Source organism: Phenylobacterium sp., from assembly GCF_041916435.1.
In the GTDB taxonomy this organism is placed as follows: domain Bacteria; phylum Pseudomonadota; class Alphaproteobacteria; order Caulobacterales; family Caulobacteraceae; genus Phenylobacterium.
In genome coordinates this window covers 422,125-440,021 of sequence record NZ_JAYRZM010000002.1, presented here as the reverse complement: position 1 = coordinate 440,021, position 17,897 = coordinate 422,125, and the positions used below count along the sequence as shown (strand labels likewise).

The window sequence follows — 17,897 nt, the reverse complement described above, 5'->3', positions numbered from 1 at the left end:
AATGCTTCCCGCAAATTCCCGCCCGGTACCGGCCATTCCCGAGTTCAACCTTATAGATCCCCCTGATGACCGCGGGATGGCTCGGACTGCGTTCGCGATCGCTCCGCTACGGCTTCAGGTCGTCCAGTTCAGCCTCAAGGGTGTCGAGCTCACGCTGAAGCGCCTTGCGCCTCATCGCCAAGGCGGCGCGCTTCAGTGCAAGCTGCCTATCGCCCTTGTCGGCGCGGCGCCCCGCATAGGCTCGAGTAGACTTGTGCAACCGCCTCTCAAGCCATTCATCGACGCTCGCCCGAGGATAGAGGATCCTGTTGCCGAGCCGATGATATGCGGGCCCTGGCTCTTCGGGATCTGAGCGCCAGTTCGCGAGTGTCTTCACCGAGACGGCGCCGCCGAGCAGTGCGGCGAGCTGTTTGGGCGACAGGTAGTCCTGGGCGGTCAACGTAGGCTCCATCGTGAAGGGTCGGTCAAATGCCCTTCCAACGAGCGTCAGCACGTTCCCGGGCGCACCAGGCAATACCCCATCGTTCCTAAAATGGGAACATCCTTTGTCCGGCGCGATCCATTCGGACCGAATTGGCAGGGGCGTCTTCATGGAGCGCAGTTGGGTTAGCTCGGGGGCTTACAGAGCCGTCATCGAGGAGCTCGTGACGGCGAGAGAGGCCGCTGGCGTCGGGCAGCGGGAACTCGCCCGCCGGCTGGGGAAGCATCCGTCGTGGGTGAACAAGATCGAGCGCCTTGAACGCAGGCTGGATGTCCTAGAGTTCATCGCCATTGCAAGAGCGATCGGACTATCGCCTGACAGCTTGCTAAAGCGAATTGATGAGGCGCTGCCGGCCGGTTTCTCTGTTTAGCATGCGGCACGGTGGCGCGGCGACGGCGCCATCAGCTTGCGCTGAAAGGCTACCGCCAAAGAATACTCGCACGCAGCCATCTTTGTTGCTGGCCGCACCATGAGTGATCCCGCCACATCCCGCCCAAACCCGCGAAGTCCCGCGTTTCCCGAAGACTATAAACATAGTTTCACCTAACCTACGCCACGTCATACGGTTAAAGGAGACGTGACGTGGGAGCAGCGCCAGCACTAGAAAAAGCTCATATCGATTCCGTTCGCTGCGACCGAACCCAGCATCAACTGCGAATTGAACGCTTGCCCGAGGTGCTAAATCGCACGGGGCTCAGCAGGAGTTCACTCTATGCGGCGCTAAAGAAAGGAGCCTTTCCCAAAGCGGTGAGGCTTGGACCACGCGCCATCGGGTTCGTTTCGTCGGAAGTGAGCGCATGGATTGTTGCGCGCGCCGCGGAACGGTGAGCCGACGCAGAACGGTTGACGCTAGAGCTCAAACCCATGGATGGAGACGATTAGAGTGGCGATCGAATGCGATTGTGAGCTGCCGACAGCTTCGCACGCCAAGTTCGAACTCGTGCGGGAGGTCGGCGTCGACGAAACCGAGGGACGATTCGCTGCGGTCGACATCAAGCGCTGTCGAGACTGTGGAGCCTACTGGCTCAGGTATTCGGTAGAGTACGAGGCCTTCTCACGATCCGGGCGCTGGGCGCGCGGCAGGATCGAGCCACAAGACGTTGAAGGCCTCATGCCGGAAGACGCGCCCAAATACCTAGAGGGGCTGTCGTCGTACATCGCCGGAGGGTCATATTTCGGTGGCGTCGCCGCCGTGAGACATGGCCGGATGCACTGGGGACTGTGACGCTGTTGGTCCAGATCGCGCCAGGAGCGGAACTTGGATGCGGGGCGGGAAGCGGACACTCAGGCACTGACGCCGCTGCCCGAGGCGCTGCTGGCCGCGGCGGCCTCGACCGCAAAAGTGACCTCCTGGCCGTGGGCGACCTCCAGGGTGTTGCCGTCTGGATCGCGGATATAGGCCCAATATCCCACGGGCGGCCCGGAGTCGGCCGGGCCGTCAGCGAGGCGGCCGTGCGCCCGGGCCAGCTCGACGAGGCGGTTAACCTCCTCCCGGCTCGCGACGGCCACGCCAAGGTGTCCGAACGGCCCAAGCGGCGTGTCGTTCAAGCCCGGCGCCTGGATGAGCACGATCACGAACGGGCGTGTGAGGTCACTCAACCACGCCACGCCGCCCTCCGCGCCGGCCGGACGCCGGTGCACCACCTTCATGGCTGCGTACTGTTCGTAGAAGGAGACGCTCGCGGTCAGATCGCGCACGGCCAACGCGACGTGAGTCAGGCCCAGATCCGACAATTCGAGCTCCATCGTTTGATTGCAGGAGCCATCCGTGTAGAACCTCAACCTTAGTTGAGGTCAACAGGCTTCGTCATGCCCCAGCCCTATCATCTCGAACTCGGCGTAGGCGAGGTTGCGGCGCGGAGTGGCGTGGCCGTCTCCACCGTCCACTTCTATGAGGCCGAAGGTCTGATCAGCAGCCGCCGCACAGCGGGCAACCAGCGGCGTTATGAGCGCGATGTTCTGCGCCGTATCGCCATCGTTCGCGTGGCCCAGAAAGTCGGCATTCCGCTCGCCCAGATCAAGGCGGCGCTCTCCGGGCTCCCAGGCGGCCGCACGCCGACCGTCGATGATTGGGCCGCACTCTCGACGCGGTGGCGCCAGGACCTCGACAATCGGATTGCTCAGCTTGCCGCATTGCGCGACCAACTCAGCGATTGCATCGGCTGCGGCTGCCTGACGATCAGCGCCTGCCGCCTGCGCAATCCGGGGGACGTGCTTGGCGACCAAGGGGCTGGACCCCGCTTGCTGGAACGCTGAGGTTAATCCGCTGGCTCTGAGGTCGGCCTCGCGCCAGGGGCGGCTGCTTAGGTTCGACTCCCTTAGGCAGTCACTCGGCGCGCCCTGGTGCGGACACTGCCAACTTCGCCTAGGAGCCCTTCTGGGTCATTCCGCTGCCCCCCTCTGGCCCCGATCAACGAAGATGGTCAGCGGGCACGCTCAATAGCGATGCAAGGTAGCTCGACCACCACTTCAGCATCTCTCGCCGCCCCGGCAGCCACTCAGCGGCATTGTAGATCGATCGCACCGAGCCCTCTGCGTGCGCCAGCTGCGCCTCGATCCAATCGCGGTTGAATTGATGTTCGTTGAGAATGGTCGACGCCGTGGCCCGGAAGCCGTGCACCGTGGCGCGGCTGTGATAGCCCATGCGGTACAAGGCGAAGAGCATCGTGTTTTCGGAGATCACCCGGGACCGCGTTGGCGCAGGGAATAAGAACTGGCTACGGCCTGCCAACTTGCGAATCTCCTGGAGAGTCACGACCACTTCCGGCGCAAGCGGCACGAGGTGCTCTCTGCGCATCTTCATCCGGCCAGCCGGTATCCGCCAAGGCGGCTCTTCCCCATCGAGTCCTTCGAACTCGCTCCACTCGGCGAACCGAAGTTCGTGGGTGCGGACAAATGTATGGAGCACGAGCTTGAGCGCCAGGCGCGTCAGTGGCTCACCGTCGTAGGCCTCCAGGCGTTTGACGAACTCCGGCAACTCCGTCGCCTTGAGCGCAGCGCGCCGCCGCGGCGTAGGGGCCGCGCGCAATGCGCCACGAATGTCGGCCGTGGGATCTCTGGGGCAGCTTGAGGTGGCAACGCCGTGGCGGAAGATCGCGCTAGCCATCTGAAGCACGCGGCGCGCCATCTCTATGGCGTCACGCTGTTCGATCTTACGGATCGCATCGAGCACTTCGATCGGCTCAATCGATGCGATGGGGCGGTCCCCAAATTCCCTCAAGAGGTCGTCGTCAAGGCGTCGACGCAAGCGGTCGGCGTAACTCGCCACCCATCGCGCTTTCTGCCCGTCGAACCAATCATCGGCGACCGATCTGAATGTATGACCGGCGGCGACGCGCGCACGCCGCTTTTCCATCTTTCGGGCGTGACTTGGGTCCTCGCCTTGCTCGAGCATATCCTTTGCGCCGTCCCGCGCGAGCCGCGCGTCTCTCAGGGAAACGTCCGGATATGAGCCGAGCGCCAAGAGCTTCTGCTTGCCCTGAAAGCGGTAGGCCAAACGCCAGAGCTTCGATCCGTTCGGCGTCACAAGGATGTGGAGTCCCCCTGAATCGCTGACTTTGATGGGGCGATCCGCGGCCTTCAAAGAGCGCAGCTTGGCGTCGGACAGGGGCATTTTGTTGGTATTGCACGCATTCGTGTTGGTATCGAGCGCCAAATCGTACCAACAGGCGACGAGGATGCCCCGGAACCTCCGCGGACGCCGTCGCACTCTAATCAACAGAAATTACTGCATTTTATGTCACAAGATGAACGAATTTGGACGCCCTGGAACCTCCCCGGACGCGGCGCTGGTGGGCCCGGCAGGACTCGAACCTGCAACCAGACCGTTATGAGCGGTCGGCTCTAACCATTGAGCTACAGGCCCCTGCAGCGGCAGGGCTCCGCCGTTACCATGGGCTGCACGCCGCTTAAAGGCTAGGTTCAGGTTGGGCCCGCCAGGGTCGAGCCGCGCCATGGTTTCGCCGTGGCCGCGCATCACTGACGTGCCCCTGTGCATGCATCTGGGAGAACAGCATGACCCGCCTCGTCCGCGCCGGCGCCCTCGCCCTCGTCCTGGCCACGGCCGCCGTCCCCGCCGCCTACGCCCAGGCGGCCCCGGCCGCCGACACCCTGTTCCGGGCCACCACCCTGAACCTGTCCGCCCATGGCGAGACCCGCATCGCCCCGGACATGGCCACCATCACCCTCGGCGTGCAGATCGAGGCCCCCACGGCCCAGGGCGCCATGCGCGCCAACGCCGAGCAGATGAACGCCGTCATCGCCGCCCTGAAGAAGGCCGGCATCGCCGAGCGCGACATCCAGACCTCGAACCTCAGCCTCAATCCGCAATACGTCTACCAGGAGAACCAGCCGCCCAAGCTCTCCGGCTACCAGGCCTCCAACCAGGTCAGCGTGCGCGTCAACGACCTGAAGGACCTGGGCAAGGCGGTGGACGCCACCGTTGGCGCGGGCGCCAACCGGGTGAACGGGATCAGCTTCGGCCTGAAGGATTCCACCGCCGCCGAGAACGCCGCGCGCGAACAGGCGGTCAAGGCGCTGGCCGCCAAGGCCGACCTCTACGCCAAGGCCGCCGGCTATCACGTGGCGCGCCTGGTGTCCCTGAGCGAGGCCGGCGGCTATTCGCCCCCCTCGCCCATGCCGATGCTCGCGATGGCCCGCATGGAGAAGGCCGACGCCACGCCCGTGGCCGCCGGCGAGCTTTCGGTGGGGATCGACGTCAGCGCCGTCTACGAACTGGCCAAATAGGCCGCTCTAGCGCTCCGGCTGGAGCCCGGCCTTGACGAAGGCGCGCTCCAGCCGGTCGGCCATCACCCGGCCCGGCAGCGCCTTCTGTCCTTCCATCACCGCGGCGTAGACCAGCTCCTTGCCCAGCACGCGGCCGGCCGACCAGCCCACCGAGCGCGAACCGTCGGTCGCCGTGGGGCAGCTCAGCGCCCGCTCCGGCTCGCCCTTGGCCACCGATTTCAGCACGTCGTCCACCGTCACCGCCGATCCGCCCTGGCAGGAGGGCAGCTCGCGCCCGCAGGTCAGGTGGGTGTTGTAGCGGTAGACGATCTCGCCGGACCCCACCTTGCCGATCAGCACGCAGGTGTTGGGATCGCCGATGCCCTGCGAGATCGCCTCGTCCAGCACCTTCTTCGACACGCCCTCCGGCGCGCCCGGCGAGCAGGCGCAGGCGACGAGCGCCAGGAGGGCGACGGGTCCGGCGCGCAGCGCGCGCGCGGTCTTGCGGGGGGTCGGCATGGGCGATGCGTCCTTGGAGGTCGCGGTATAGGCTCGATTAGTCCCCCCATTCAATCGCCCGACCCTTAAGCGCGCCTTGACGCCGCGGGCCCGGCCCCGCCGTAATGGCGCCCACGCGGCCGGCGAGCGCCGCAGGATCATTGGCGAGGCGCGGACATGGACGGCGACATCGGACTGGGCGGGTTTTCTTCCGAGGGATTGGCCAAGATCCCCGGCGCGTTGCAGCCGGTGGTCGACGCCGGCGACATCTCCGGCTTCGTCACCCTCCTCTATCGCAAGGGCGAGATCGCCCAGGTCAACACGCTCGGCTGGCGCGACATCGAGGCCAAGGCGCCGATGACCCGCGACACGCTCTTCCGCATCGCCTCCATGACCAAGCCGGTCACCTCCCTGGCCGCCCTGATGCTGATGGAGGAAGGCAAGCTCAAGCTGGATGATCCGATCACCAAGTGGCTGCCCGAGTTCGCCGACATGCGCGTGCTGGCGGCCCCGACCGGCCCGATCGGCGACACCAGCCCGGCGCCGCGCGACATCACCGTCGAGGACCTGATGACCCACCGGGCGGGGCTGGCCTACAGCTTCACCTCCATCGGCCCGATCGCCTACGCCCATGAGGAGGCGCTCGGCTCGCCCCTGGTCAACGGCCTGTCGCCCGACGAGTGGCTGGAGCGCCTGGGCTCGCTGCCGCTCACCTTCGCGCCCGGCGAGCGCTTCCACTACAGCCACGCCACCGACGTGCTCGGCTTCCTGGTGGCCCGCATCGAGGGCAAGCCGCTCGGCCAGGTGCTGAAGGCGCGCATCTTCGATCCGCTCGGCATGACCGACACCTTCTTCTGGGCGCCGCCGGAGAAGCGCGACCGGATGGCCAAGCTCTACCAGATCGTCCCGGACGTCGCCGGCCTGAAGGACGTGTCGATCCCCCACGCCAAGTCCGAGCCGTCGTTCGAGGGCGGCGGCGGCGGCCTGATCTCCACCGCCGACGATTATCTGAAGTTCGCCCGCATGCTGCTGGGCAAGGGCGAGGTCGACGGCGTGCGCCTGGTCCCGCCCGAGACCATCGAGCTGATGACCGCCAACCGGCTCACCCCGGCTCAGCGCGAGATCCCCTTCATGGGCATCCCCTTCTGGGCGGGCCAGGGCTTCGGCCTGGGCGTGTCGGTGATCACCGACCAGGAAAAGCAGGCCTGGATGGGCGCGGGCTCGACTGGCGCGTTCGGCTGGCCCGGCGCCTTCGGCACCTGGTGGCGCGCCGATCCGGCCGAGGACATGGTGATGGTCTACCTGATCCAGGATTCCATGGACCTCAGCGCCGAGGCCGCCGCGCGCATGGCGTCGGGCCAGCTCGCCACCGGCGGGCGGATGGGCGGGCGCATGGCCCTGCCGGTGTTCCAGAACCTGGTCTACGGCGCCTTGGGCAGGTAGTCCCTGTTCACGCACATCGGCTTGCCCTCGTAGAGGTCGCCGATCAGGCTGCCGTCCTCGGCCGCCTTCAGCCGCGCCTTGTCGTAGGCCCTGGTCTCGGCGGGCGCGGTCTCGCCCGGCCCGCACACCGGGGCGGTCACGCGCCGCCCCTCCGGGCACAGGCAGAACTCGTCGCGCGCGCCCAGGCCGCCGTAGACGTGGCACACCGCCGGCACGCTGTGGCCGCCCACGTCCAGGCAGACGGTCGTCTCCTGCGCCTTGGGGGCCGGCGGCGGATCGGCCGCCTGCGGTGCGGCCGCCAGGATCGCCAGGGCCGCGAGCGCCGAATGCATCATCTTTCCCTCCCCGCGCCGGCATATGGTCAACGGCGCTTCACCACGCTTGAACGCGATAGCTTAACGCCTGCGCGGCATTTTCCGCCCCGGGAGGGCCAAGAAATGGACCCGTTGAGCGCCGCAAGATACGGCATGATGGCTGCTGGCCGACGTTTCGACGCCTCGGCCGAGCGTGTCGCCCGTTCCGGAGATTCCGAGGGGGCGAAGGATATCGACATCGGCGGCGAAGTCGTCGAGCAGGTCGAGGCCAAGCATCAGTTCTCCGCTTCGGCGCAGCTGATCTCGGTGGCCGACGACATGTGGCGCGCCCTGATCAGCGCCCAGGAACAGACCCAGCGCCGCTGAGCCGGCGCGCGCTCCTTTGACAAGCGTGGACGGGACCGCTAGCGCCCGGCCATGAACACGCGCGCGCTATTCGTCACCCGGGTCTATGAGGCGAGCCTCGCCGCCGACCGCGGCTTTTCCGACTTCAACGCCGAACTCGCCGACGCCTGCCTGATGCTGGCCGACGAGGACCTGGCCGGCCGCGCCTGGTGCAAGCGCGAGGGCTACGGCGGCTACACCTCCTACGCCTCGCTCGACGACCTGCCCACGCGCGCCAGCGTGTTCGGCAAGCTGAAGACCAGGCTCGACCGCCACGCCGCCGCCTTCGCCAAGGAACTTTGCCTGGACCTCGGCGCCGGGCGCCTGCGGCTCGACAGCCTGTGGGTCAATGTCCTGAAGCCCGGCGCGGCGCACACCGGCCACATCCATCCGCACAGCGTCATCTCCGGCACGATCTATGTGGCCACGCCGCCCGGCGCCTCCGCCCTGAAGCTGGAGGATCCCCGCCTTCCGATGATGATGGCCGCCCCCCCGCGCACCGCCGACGCGCCGGAGGAGCTGAAGAGCTTCATCTACCTGCAGCCTGGGCCGGGCACGATCCTGATGTGGGAAAGCTGGCTGCGCCACGAGGTGACGCCCAACCGCGCCAAGGCCGACCGCATCTCGGTCAGCTTCAACTACGGCTGGCGGTAGGGGCCCGGCGCTTCAGCCAAAACCCGAGCGTCAGCGCGACGCTGGCGCCCAGGCCCGCCAGGATCGGGATGTCGACCGCCAGCGACGGGGTCTGCAGGATCATCTCGCCCGGGGCGCGGGCGAACTCGTACTGCGCCACGGCCGGCCACACCAGGCCGCCCAGCGCCGGAACCGAGAGGATGCAGAAGAGGCGGAGCATGCCTCTTGAAAGCGAAAACCCCGCCGGAGGTTCCGGCGGGGCTCTGGATTCTCGGCGGGCTTGGCGATCGGCCTAGCTGTCCAGGAAGCTGCGCAGCTTCCGCGACCGGCTCGGGTGCTTGAGCTTGCGCAGCGCCTTGGCCTCGATCTGGCGGATCCGTTCGCGGGTCACGCTGAACTGCTGGCCCACCTCTTCGAGGGTGTGGTCGGTGTTCATGCCGATGCCGAAGCGCATGCGCAGCACGCGCTCCTCGCGGGGCGTCAGGCTGGCCAGCACGCGGGTGGTGGTCTCGCGCAGGTTCGACTGGATCGCCGCGTCGATCGGCAGGACCGCGTTCTTGTCCTCGATGAAGTCGCCCAGGTGGCTGTCCTCTTCGTCGCCGATCGGCGTCTCGAGGCTGATCGGCTCCTTGGCGATCTTCAGCACCTTGCGCACCTTCTCCAGCGGCATGGCCAGCTTCTCGGCCAGCTCCTCCGGCGTCGGCTCGCGGCCGATCTCGTGCAGCATCTGGCGGCTGGTGCGCACGATCTTGTTGATCGTCTCGATCATATGCACCGGGATGCGGATCGTGCGGGCCTGGTCGGCGATCGAGCGGGTGATCGCCTGCCGGATCCACCAGGTGGCGTAGGTGGAGAACTTGTAGCCGCGGCGGTACTCGAACTTGTCCACCGCCTTCATCAGACCGATGTTGCCTTCCTGAATGAGATCAAGGAATTGCAGGCCGCGGTTGGTGTACTTCTTGGCGATGGAGATCACCAGGCGAAGGTTGGCCTCGACCATCTCCTTCTTGGCCTGGCGGGCCTCGCGCTCGCCCTTCTGCACGGTCTGGACGATGCGGCGGTAGTCGTCGATCGGCACGCCGGTCTCGGTGGCGAGCGCCGCGATCTCGGTGCGGATCTCGCCGATCTGGCCGGAGTCGTTCTCGGCGAACTTGGTCCAGCGCACGCCCAGTTGCTTGACCGTGTCGGGCCAGGCCGGGTCCAGCTCGGAGCCGAAGTAGGCCTTCAGGAACTCCCCGCGGGAGATGCCGTAGCTGTCGGCCAGGCGCAGCAGCCGGCCTTCCAGGCCCATCAGGCGCTTGTTGATCGCATAGAGCTGCTCGACCAGCGCCTCGATGCGGTTGTTGTTCAGCTTCAGCGTCTTCAGGTGCTGGACGATGGCGCCGCTGGCCTGGTCGTAGGCGCGGCGGTCCTCCTCGACCAGGTCCTCGCCCTTCAGCCGGCGGCCGACGAGCTTTTCCTGGAGCTGGCGGAAGGCGTCGAATTCGGCGGCGATGGCGTCCAGGGTGGCCATCACCCCTTCGCGCAGCTCGCCTTCCATGGCGCTGATGGTCGGGCCCGCGCCGTCGTCGAAGTCGTCGTCGTCGTCGCCCTTGGCGCCTTCGCCCTCTTCGCCGGCTTCCTCGTCGGCCTCGTCTTCGTCGCTGGCTTCGTTCGCGTCCGCCGCCGCGGCCACCTGGCCGCCGTAGGTCTGTTCGAGGTCGATCACCTCGCGCAGCAGGATGCGGCCGTTGCCCAGCTCCTCGCGCCACACCATGATGGCCTCGAAGGTCAGGGCGCTCTCGCACAGCCCGCGGATCATGGTGTCGCGGCCGGCCTCGATGCGCTTGGCGATGGCGATTTCGCCCTCGCGCGAAAGCAGCTCCACCGAGCCCATCTCGCGCAGGTACATGCGCACCGGGTCGTCCGTGCGGTCGTAGGCCGGGGTGGAGGGCGTCTCGACGACGGCGCTTTCCTCGCGCACGGCCACCTCGCCGCCCTCGGCGTCTTCCTCGGCCTCGACCACGTTCACGCCCATCTCGGAGAGCATGGCCAGCGTGTCTTCGATGGCCTCGGAGGTCACTTCCTCGCTGGGCAGGACCTTGTTCAGCTCGTCCATGGTGACGTAGCCGCGGGCCTTGGCCTGCTTGATGAACTTCTTGACCGCGGCGTCCGTCAGGTCGAGCAGCGGGCCGTCGCCGCCGGTCGTTTCGGTGGTTTCCGCTTCGGCCGCATTGGTGCTCATCTAAGTCTCCGAAATCGGCGCGCGGCCCACGCATGGGCCCGTCCGAAAAATCCAAATGGCGACGGATGCCTCGGAGCCGCCTGTTACGACTCCTCGCCCGTCCAAATCGTTCCCGTTCTGATCGCTCGCCTCAGTGTGTCGCGCTCGCCTTTCAGGCGCTCGAAGGCTTCCATATCCTCACGACCGCGAAGGCCTCCCTTCACGGCGCCAATAGCCTCGTCGAGCGCCGCCAGCCGGGAAAGGCCGGCGAAAGCCCGCAACCACTGGGATCTCGCCGCTTCGAGGGAGACATCATCTTTGATGAAGGGCGCGCCCGATGACGCAGCGGCCCGGTCGATGTCTGTCAACAGCGCGCTAAATCCGCAAGAGGCCAGATGGCGCGTGACACCGGCTCTGTCAAGATGCTCCGCCTCCAGTCGCAAACCGATGATCTCCCGGATTACGGGCGCGATCGCCGCCTCGCCGAACCCCTGGGCGGTCAAGGCGTCCTCCAGATGGTCGTCCAGCACCGCCGGATCGCGCAGCGCCAGCCAGGCCAGGGCCGCGGGCGCCAGCTCCAGCCCGCGCGACAGCTCCCGCGCGGCCGCCACCGTCGCCGGCTTGGGCGAAGGGTCCTCCCACTCGCCGCCCCGGCCGCGCCAGCGCCGCGACAATCCGCCGCTGCGCGGCGGCGCCCCCCGCGCCTGCCCTCGCCCCTGCCCCCGCTCGGCCCGCGCGGCGGCGAACAGGCCGTCGAAGCGCGCCAGCAGCTCCTCGCGATAGGCCTGCTGCAGGTCCTTGTCGGCGATGCTCGCGGCGGCCTGGCGCAACCGGCCCTTCAGCCCGGCCCGCCGCTCCGGCGTGTCCAGCGGTTCGGCGTCGCGCTCGCGGGTGAACAGCGCCTCGACAAAGGGCGTGGTCTGGGAAAGCTGCGCCTTCAGCGCCGCGGCCCCCTGCTCGCGCAGCACGTCGTCGGGGTCCTTGCCGCCCTCGACGATGGCGAACTTGAAGCTCTTGCCCGGCTTCAGGAGCGGCAGCGCCCGGTCCATCGCCCGCGAGGCCGCCAGCTTGCCCGCCCGGTCGGCGTCGAAGCACAGGGTCGGCTCCGGGTTGAGCCGCCACATCAGCTCCATCTGGTCCTCGGTCAGCGCCGTGCCCAGCGGCGCCACCGCCGCCACCCCCGCCCGCTGGCAGGCGATCGCGTCCATGTAGCCTTCCACCACCACCAGCGGCGGCGTCTGGCCCGAGGGCGCCGCGCCCAGGATCTTGCGCGCCTCGGGCAGGCCGTAGAGCACGTGGCCCTTGTGGAAGAGCCCTGTCTCCGGCCCGTTCAGGTACTTGGCGCGGGCCTGGGGATCCATCGCCCGCCCGCCGAACGAGACCACCCGCCCGCGCCCGTCGGTGATCGGAAAGATGATCCGGTCGCGGAAGCGGTCGTAGGGCGAACCGCCGTCCTCCGGCGCGATCAGCAGGCCCGCCTCCACCAGCTCGCCCGGCCTGGCGCCCTTGGCGATCAGATAATCCTTCAGCGCCGCGCGCCCGGCCGGCGCATAGCCCAGGCGGAAGCGGCCCCACTCGGTCTCCGGCAGGCCGCGCCTGTCCAGATAGGCGCGGGCTTCGCGCCCCACCGGGCGGCGCAGCTCGGCCTCGAACCACTGGGCCGCCGCCTCCAGCCAGTCGGATAGGCCCTGGCGCACCTTCTCCTGCTCGGCCGCCCTGGGATCGACCGCCGGCATCGGCACGCCGGCCTCGGCCGCCAGCCGCTCGACAGCTTCCATGAAGCTCAGCCGCTCGGTCTCCTGCAGGAAGGTGATCAGGTCGCCGTTCTTGCCCGAGGAGAAGTCGAAGAACTGGCCCTTGTCGTCGTTCACGTAGAACGAGGGGGTCTTTTCCTTGGTGAAGGGCGACAGGCCCACGTACTCGCGCCCCTGCCGGCGCAGCTTCACCGTCCGCCCGATCACGTCGGACGGCCGCAGCCGCGATTTGATCTCGTCCAGAAAGCGTTCGTCGAAGCGCACGGGCAGGTCCAGGGGCCCGGAGGGGCCGCTCTTGCGAGCCCTGTATCACACCACACTCACGCCCCGAGTCGAGACGGCCGTCTTGCGCCGCCGCCTTTGCTCGAAAGATGCTCCCCTTCTGGGGGGAGCTGTCCCGAAGGGACTGAGGGGAACCATGACCTTGGCCCTCTCAAAGTCTCCCTCCGTCTCGCCGCCGCGCGCCGATCCACCTCCCCCGGAAGGGGAGGATCTTTAAGGTCCGCTCAGCCCGGCAGGCGGCCCAGCTTGTCGGGGTTGCGCATCAGGTAGACGCCCGCCAGCCGCTCGTCGTCCGCCGGCTCGAAGGCCAGCGTCATCGGCCCGTCGGCCGCCTCCAGGATCAGGCCCGGATAGCCGTTGATCCGCACCGCCCGCAGCCGTCCGGGCCAGACCTGGCCGTTGCGCCAGGCCAGGCCCTGCAGCAGCCGCACGATGTCGTCGCGGCCGATCATCGGGCGCAGGGCGGCGTGCCGCTTGCCGCCGCCGTCGGTCACCATCACCGCGTCCTCGGCCAGAAGGCTCCTCAGCGCCTCCACGTCGCCCTTGGTGGCGGCCTCCATGAAGGCGGTGGCGAGCCGGGCCGCCGCCTCCTGGCTCACCGAGAAGCGGGGCCTGGCCTCGCTCACGTGCGCCCGCGCCCGGGCGGCGAGCTGGCGCACCGCCGGCTCGGTGCGTCCCAGGGCCTCGGCCACCGCGCCATAGTCCTCGTCGAACACGTCGTGCAGCAGGAACACCGCCCGCTCCAGCGGCGACAGCCGCTCCAGCGCCAGCAGGAACGCCACCGACACGTCTTCGGCCCGCTCCACCGGATCCTCGGTCAGCTCCTCGATCAGGGGCTCGGGCAGCCAGGGGCCGCGATAGGCCTCCCGCTGGGTCTTGGCCGCGCGCAGCCGGTCGATGCAAAGACGGCTCGTCACGCGCACCAGCCACGCCGCCGGATCGGCCACGTCCCGCCCCGCCCGCGTCCAGCGCAGCCAGGCGTCCTGCACCGCGTCCTCGGCCTCGGCCAGCGAGCCCAGCATGCGGTAGGCCAGCCGCGTCAGCCGCGGCCGCTGCGCCTCGAAGGCCTCGATGTCGGCGGTCTCGTCCATCACGCCATCCTCAGGCGGCGAGCTGCGGGCGCAGGCCCAGCGGCGCCGGCGCGCCCTCCACCATCACCCGCGAGCACGCCTTGCCGTAGCCCAGGGCGTACTTCAGCGTGGGATACATCCGCGCGGTGGTGATCGAAAGGGCGACGGCGGCCAGCCCCTTGTCGCCCCAGCGGCGCACGATCTCGTCCCGCAGCGGATCGGCCGTCTCCATGTCGCGCGCCAGGCTCGCCTTGGCGAAGCGGTAGGCCAGCGCCGCGTCCTCGCCCATGGCCTCCACCTCGCCCTTCAGGATCGCCCGCAGCACCTGCGGCTTCACGCCGCCGGCCGCGGCCATGTCCACGCCGATCTGGGTGCAGGGCCCGCAGTCCTCCGCCAGCGTGCCGACGATCCCGGCCGCCGCCAGCGCCTCCGCCGGCGCGGCGGCGCGGTCGACCATGGTCGCGGCGACGCCGAATTTCACCGCGCTGACCGGAGCGGCGTCGACCAGGAAGCGCTGATAGCTCGCGTCATAATTCCAAGTTTTTTCAAAAGTTTGAAGTTTCGACTTCAGAAAGGCCTTCAACATGTCTCACGCTCCTTGAGGGTCGGCCGGCGACGCTCAGCGCCGCGGCGATCAGGGCCGGCGCGAAGACGCCGGGAAAGTCACGGATCAGGTCGTGCAGCGGCCGCGCCGAGCAGCTCGCGTCGAACAGGTGGACGCCCGCGTGCATCACCAGGAAGCTCGCCGCCGCCGTCAGCGCCGGCCATCCCTGCCCGGGCCGCCAGGCGAACCAGCCGAGCCCGAAGGCGACCGTCAGATAGGCCGCGCCGATGTCGCGCACGAAATGCGGATTGTACGCGCCGGTCGCCGGCACGCCGGGCACGGCGTTGTACCACCAGAACGAGACGGCGATCTGGACGAGCCCGTTGATCCCCAACAGGACGCCGAGCGCTCCTGAAATCCATCGCCGCATGGCCGCCTCCTGATCCATCGCCCCCAAGGACGGATCAGCCGGCCGGTCTGTGACATGGGCGCTCGTCATCCTAGGCCTTGTGCCTAGGATCCCTCTGTCGGCCTCTCAGACACCCGCCGGACGGCCGCGGAACGCCATCTGTCCCAGCAGACGCGGAAACAGGGATCCCAGGCACAAGGCCTGGGATGACGTGCTAGCGTGAGATGAAGCAAGGACACGCCCCTTGGTCGGCAAGGACGCCTACATCGCGGTCTACCTGATGGCCGACAGATACCGTGGAACGCTCCACGTCGGCGTCACCTCGCAACTGGCCCGCCGGGTCTGGGAGCATCGCGAAGGCCTCTATCGCGGCTTCACCCGCACCTACGGCTTGAAGCGCCTGGTCTGGTACGAGCCGCACGAGGAGATGACGGCCGCCATCCAGCGCGAGAAGTCCCTCAAGCGTTGGCCGCGCCAGTGGAAGATCAACCTGATCGAGCGCGACAATCCCCACTGGAACGACCTCTACGGGGGCCTGGCCTGACCCCCTAGCTCACCGCCTCCAGCCAGCCCGGCAGCTCGCTGATGCTGGCGAGCTCGGCGAAGCGGGGATGGCCGTTCGGCGTGTCGGCCATCTCGTGGGCCCAGGTCAGCGGATAGGGCACGTGCGCGGCCCAGGCGCCGGCCTCCAGCGCCGGCAGCACGTCCGAGCGCAGGGAGTTGCCGCACATCGCCGCCTGCGCCGCCCCCGTCCCGTGGCGGGCGAACACCCGCTCATAGGTCGAGGCGTCCTTCTCGCTGACGATCTCGACGGCGGCGAAGAGGTCGCCCAGCCCCGAGGCCGCCAGCTTCTGCTCCTGGTGCAGCAGGTCGCCCTTGGTGATCAGCACCAGCCGGTAGCGCTCCGACAGCGCCGCCAGCGCCTGGTCCACGCCCGGCAGCGGCTCCACCGGCTCGTTCAGCATCTCGCGCCCGGCGGCCAGGATCTCGCGCACCACCCGCGCCGGCGCCTCGCCGCCGGTCAACTCCATGGCCGTCTCGATCATCGACAGGGTGAAGCCCTTCACCCCGTAGCCGTAGAGCCGCAGGTTGCGCTTCTCCACCTCGGCCAGCCGCGCCATCAGCGGGCCGGGCTCGGCCATGTCGGCCAGGAGCGCGCAGAACCGCTCCTGCGTCAGGCGGAACAACGTCTCGTTGTGCCAGAGGGTGTCGTCGGCGTCCAAGCCGACCGTGGTGATGGTCATGGCCGCCTCATACCCGCCCGCTCCGCCCCGGCCAATCGGCCGGGCGCCGAATGCGCATGCAACTTATCCGGCGCACGAGCCCAATATTCGAGCGCGCGCACATTTCGGCGCGGCGTTCACGATGCTGACACCGGTGTCATTGTCCGATCGGCCAAGCTTGGGTCTCGCGTGAGTCGGGGAGTTGCGCCGAATGGCCGTGAAAGGGCTGCGCGCCTTGTGGAGCAAGGCCGCGCGGAATCTCGGTCGGTGGTTGGGGGGCCGTGCGCTGGCGCAGGCCGAGGCCGAGGCGCGCCTGGCGCGCGACCGGCTGAGCGCGGCGCTCGACGCCCTGCCCGAGGGCATCGTCTTCCTCGACGCCCAGGGCCGCTACATCCTGTGGAACAAGCGCTACGCCGAGATCTACCACCGCTCGGCCGACCTGTTCTCCAACGACGCGCGGCTGGCCGACACCCTGAAGATCGGCGTCGCCCGCGGCGACTATCCCGAGGCCGTCGGCCGCGAGGCGGACTGGCTGGCCGAGCGCCTGGCCCAGCTCGAGAACCCCACCGGCGAGCGCCACGAGCAGCGGCTCGCCGACGGCCGCTGGCTGATGCTCGAGGAGCGCCGCACCGCCGACGGCGGCGTCATCGGCCTGCGCGTCGACATCACCGAGCTGAAGCGCCAGGCCCAGGCGCTGGAGGAGGCCCTGCAGCGGGCCGAGGCCGCCAGCCGCGCCCGCAGCGCCTTCCTGGCCAACGTCAGCCACGAGCTGCTGACCCCGCTCAACGGCATCTCCGGCATGGCCCAGCTCCTCGGCCAGACCCCGCTCAGCGACCAGCAGGGCGAGATGCTGCGCACCATCGGCGCCTCGGCCCACGCGCTGGAAACCCTGATCGGCGGGCTCTTGGACTACAACAACCTGGAGGCCGGCAAGGTCACGCTCGAACCGGCCTGGTTCTCCGCGCCCGACCTCCTGGCCCAGGCCGTGGCCGCCTTCCGCCCCGCCGCCGAGGCCAAGGGCCTGAGCCTCACGGTCGAGGTCGCCCCCTCGGCCACGCTGGAGGCCTACGGCGACGCCAGGCGCCTGCGCCAGTTGCTCGACCACCTGATCGCCAACGCGATCAAGTTCACCACCGAGGGCCGCGTCACGGTCTCCGCCATGGCCCAGCCGGCCCGCGAGGGCGCGCTGTTCGCCTTCGAGGTGCGCGACACCGGCCCCGGCTTCGACGACAGCGACGCCGAGCGCCTGTTCGGCCAGTTCCAGCAGGCCGACGCCTCCACCACCCGCGAGCACGGCGGGGTGGGCCTGGGGCTGGCCGTCTGCCGGCGCCTGGCCGACCTGATCGGCGGAACCATCACCGCCCGCTCCCGCCCCGGCGAGGGCGCCTCGTTCACCGTCGTCGCGCCGATGCCCGCCCGCCCCATCCAGTCCGCGCCGCCGACGGAGGAGCCGGCCCGCGCCCTGCGCGTGCTGCTGGCCGACGACAACGCCACCAACCGCCGGGTGCTGGAGATGTTCCTGGCCGTCGCCGACGCCCAGGTGGTCAGCGTCGAGAACGGCCTGGAGGCCGTGCAGGCCGCCGCCGGCGACGCCGACTTCGACGTGGTGCTGATGGACCTGCACATGCCGGTGATGGACGGGCTGACCGCCATCCGCGAAATCCGCCGCTTCGAGGCCCGCGCGGCCGCGCGCACGCCGATCATCGTCATCAGCGCCAACGCCTCCAGCGAGGACCGCGAGGCCAGCGCCGAGGCCGGCGCCGACCGCCACATCGCCAAGCCCGTCCGCGCCGAGGAGCTGTTCGGCGTGATCGCCGAGGTCCTGGCGGCCTAGCCCCAAGGCATCCGCTCATCCCCGCACGAGCGGGAATCCAGGCTTGTTTGTCTGGAAAGAGGCCCCACTTGCCAGCGAAGCGGCTTGGGCCGGGTTCGAT

22 protein-coding genes and 1 tRNA gene are annotated in these 17,897 nt (G+C 68.7%); 10 read left to right on the top strand and 13 right to left on the bottom strand.

Going from position 1 to position 17,897, the window contains the following annotated elements; all coding sequences use genetic code 11:
* Nucleotides 1-106: 106 nt before the first annotated feature.
* The gene (locus tag ACE3TA_RS07025) at nucleotides 107-439 is read right to left on the bottom strand and encodes a helix-turn-helix transcriptional regulator (protein WP_374571936.1); all 333 of its coding nucleotides are present in this window, start codon (nucleotides 437-439) and stop codon (nucleotides 107-109) included.
* A gap of 106 nt (nucleotides 440-545) precedes the next feature.
* On the opposite strand from ACE3TA_RS07025, the gene ACE3TA_RS07020 reads away from it, so the two are divergent.
* The 3 genes from ACE3TA_RS07020 (at nucleotide 546) to ACE3TA_RS07010 (ending at nucleotide 1,706) form a co-directional block, all read left to right on the top strand.
* The gene (locus ACE3TA_RS07020) at nucleotides 546-851 is read left to right on the top strand and encodes a helix-turn-helix domain-containing protein (protein ID WP_374571934.1); all 306 of its coding nucleotides are present in this window, start codon (nucleotides 546-548) and stop codon (nucleotides 849-851) included.
* 212 nt (nucleotides 852-1,063) lie between these two features.
* Nucleotides 1,064-1,309, top strand: coding sequence for a helix-turn-helix transcriptional regulator (locus ACE3TA_RS07015; protein ID WP_374571932.1), 246 nt, complete (start codon nucleotides 1,064-1,066; stop codon nucleotides 1,307-1,309).
* 55 nt (nucleotides 1,310-1,364) lie between these two features.
* Nucleotides 1,365-1,706 carry a hypothetical protein gene (locus ACE3TA_RS07010; RefSeq protein WP_374571930.1) on the top strand — a complete coding sequence of 114 codons (342 nt, stop codon included), beginning with the start codon at nucleotides 1,365-1,367 and terminating at the stop codon, nucleotides 1,704-1,706.
* Between the two features lie 59 nt (nucleotides 1,707-1,765).
* Here the strand turns inward: ACE3TA_RS07010 and ACE3TA_RS07005 are convergent, their stop codons facing one another.
* A complete protein-coding gene (locus ACE3TA_RS07005) occupies nucleotides 1,766-2,227 on the bottom strand; it encodes a VOC family protein (protein ID WP_374571928.1) in 462 nt (153 codons plus the stop codon).
* Nucleotides 2,228-2,290: 63 nt separating this feature from the next.
* Here ACE3TA_RS07005 and soxR point away from each other — a divergent pair, with 63 nt between their 5' ends.
* A complete protein-coding gene (gene soxR / locus ACE3TA_RS07000) occupies nucleotides 2,291-2,737 on the top strand; it encodes a redox-sensitive transcriptional activator SoxR (protein WP_374571926.1) in 447 nt (148 codons plus the stop codon).
* A 154-nt stretch (nucleotides 2,738-2,891) separates the two neighbouring features.
* Here soxR and ACE3TA_RS06995 read toward each other — a convergent pair whose 3' ends face one another.
* On the bottom strand, nucleotides 2,892-4,136 hold the full coding sequence (locus tag ACE3TA_RS06995; protein ID WP_374571924.1) for a tyrosine-type recombinase/integrase: 1,245 nt from the start codon (nucleotides 4,134-4,136) through the stop codon (nucleotides 2,892-2,894).
* A 134-nt stretch (nucleotides 4,137-4,270) separates the two neighbouring features.
* A tRNA-Ile gene (locus tag ACE3TA_RS06990) sits at nucleotides 4,271-4,346 on the bottom strand.
* A gap of 149 nt (nucleotides 4,347-4,495) precedes the next feature.
* Here ACE3TA_RS06990 and ACE3TA_RS06985 point away from each other — a divergent pair.
* Complete coding sequence (locus ACE3TA_RS06985; protein WP_374571922.1) at nucleotides 4,496-5,227, top strand: SIMPL domain-containing protein; 732 nt, start codon at nucleotides 4,496-4,498, stop codon at nucleotides 5,225-5,227.
* 6 nt (nucleotides 5,228-5,233) lie between these two features.
* On the opposite strand, the gene ACE3TA_RS06980 is transcribed toward ACE3TA_RS06985, so the two are convergent.
* A complete protein-coding gene (locus ACE3TA_RS06980) occupies nucleotides 5,234-5,725 on the bottom strand; it encodes a hypothetical protein (protein ID WP_374571920.1) in 492 nt (163 codons plus the stop codon).
* Nucleotides 5,726-5,881: 156 nt separating this feature from the next.
* On the opposite strand from ACE3TA_RS06980, the gene ACE3TA_RS06975 reads away from it, so the two are divergent.
* Nucleotides 5,882-7,147, top strand: coding sequence for a serine hydrolase domain-containing protein (locus tag ACE3TA_RS06975; RefSeq protein ID WP_374571918.1), 1,266 nt, complete (start codon nucleotides 5,882-5,884; stop codon nucleotides 7,145-7,147).
* On the opposite strand, the gene ACE3TA_RS06970 is transcribed toward ACE3TA_RS06975, so the two are convergent.
* Entirely contained in the window at nucleotides 7,126-7,482 is a 357-nt protein-coding gene (locus tag ACE3TA_RS06970; RefSeq protein ID WP_374571916.1) for a hypothetical protein, read from the bottom strand. The two genes, ACE3TA_RS06975 and ACE3TA_RS06970, sit on opposite strands and share 22 nt — an antisense overlap.
* Here ACE3TA_RS06970 and ACE3TA_RS06965 point away from each other — a divergent pair.
* A complete protein-coding gene (locus ACE3TA_RS06965) occupies nucleotides 7,474-7,827 on the top strand; it encodes a hypothetical protein (protein ID WP_374571914.1) in 354 nt (117 codons plus the stop codon). The genes ACE3TA_RS06970 and ACE3TA_RS06965 overlap by 9 nt on opposite strands.
* Nucleotides 7,828-7,878: 51 nt before the next feature.
* A complete protein-coding gene (locus ACE3TA_RS06960; protein WP_374571912.1) occupies nucleotides 7,879-8,499 on the top strand; it encodes a TIGR02466 family protein in 621 nt (206 codons plus the stop codon).
* On the opposite strand, the gene ACE3TA_RS06955 is transcribed toward ACE3TA_RS06960, so the two are convergent.
* The 6 genes from ACE3TA_RS06955 to ACE3TA_RS06930 form a co-directional block, all read right to left on the bottom strand.
* Nucleotides 8,480-8,698 (bottom strand): hypothetical protein, encoded by a 219-nt coding sequence (locus ACE3TA_RS06955; protein WP_374571910.1) that lies wholly within the window; start codon nucleotides 8,696-8,698, stop codon nucleotides 8,480-8,482. The genes ACE3TA_RS06960 and ACE3TA_RS06955 overlap by 20 nt on opposite strands.
* Nucleotides 8,699-8,770: 72 nt before the next feature.
* Nucleotides 8,771-10,702: an RNA polymerase sigma factor RpoD gene (rpoD, locus tag ACE3TA_RS06950; protein WP_374571908.1), complete on the bottom strand. Its 1,932-nt coding sequence runs from the start codon at nucleotides 10,700-10,702 to the stop codon at nucleotides 8,771-8,773.
* Between the two features lie 83 nt (nucleotides 10,703-10,785).
* The gene (gene dnaG, locus ACE3TA_RS06945) at nucleotides 10,786-12,699 is read right to left on the bottom strand and encodes a DNA primase (RefSeq protein WP_374571906.1); all 1,914 of its coding nucleotides are present in this window, start codon (nucleotides 12,697-12,699) and stop codon (nucleotides 10,786-10,788) included.
* A 242-nt stretch (nucleotides 12,700-12,941) separates the two neighbouring features.
* The gene (gene sigJ / locus ACE3TA_RS06940) at nucleotides 12,942-13,808 is read right to left on the bottom strand and encodes an RNA polymerase sigma factor SigJ (protein WP_374571904.1); all 867 of its coding nucleotides are present in this window, start codon (nucleotides 13,806-13,808) and stop codon (nucleotides 12,942-12,944) included.
* 10 nt (nucleotides 13,809-13,818) lie between these two features.
* The gene (locus tag ACE3TA_RS06935; RefSeq protein WP_374571902.1) at nucleotides 13,819-14,373 is read right to left on the bottom strand and encodes a hypothetical protein; all 555 of its coding nucleotides are present in this window, start codon (nucleotides 14,371-14,373) and stop codon (nucleotides 13,819-13,821) included.
* Nucleotides 14,333-14,761, bottom strand: a complete 429-nt coding sequence (locus tag ACE3TA_RS06930) for a hypothetical protein (protein WP_374571900.1) — start codon at nucleotides 14,759-14,761, stop codon at nucleotides 14,333-14,335. The genes ACE3TA_RS06935 and ACE3TA_RS06930 overlap by 41 nt, the downstream gene beginning before the upstream one ends.
* Nucleotides 14,762-14,984: 223 nt before the next feature.
* Between ACE3TA_RS06930 and ACE3TA_RS06925 the strand changes: the two genes are divergently transcribed.
* Nucleotides 14,985-15,284: a GIY-YIG nuclease family protein gene (locus ACE3TA_RS06925; protein WP_374571898.1), complete on the top strand. Its 300-nt coding sequence runs from the start codon at nucleotides 14,985-14,987 to the stop codon at nucleotides 15,282-15,284.
* Nucleotides 15,285-15,288: 4 nt separating this feature from the next.
* Here ACE3TA_RS06925 and ACE3TA_RS06920 read toward each other — a convergent pair whose 3' ends face one another.
* On the bottom strand, nucleotides 15,289-15,984 hold the full coding sequence (locus ACE3TA_RS06920; protein ID WP_374571897.1) for an HAD family hydrolase: 696 nt from the start codon (nucleotides 15,982-15,984) through the stop codon (nucleotides 15,289-15,291).
* A gap of 190 nt (nucleotides 15,985-16,174) precedes the next feature.
* Here ACE3TA_RS06920 and ACE3TA_RS06915 point away from each other — a divergent pair, with 190 nt between their 5' ends.
* The gene (locus ACE3TA_RS06915; RefSeq protein ID WP_374571895.1) at nucleotides 16,175-17,797 is read left to right on the top strand and encodes an ATP-binding protein; all 1,623 of its coding nucleotides are present in this window, start codon (nucleotides 16,175-16,177) and stop codon (nucleotides 17,795-17,797) included.
* Nucleotides 17,798-17,897: the final 100 nt, after the last annotated feature.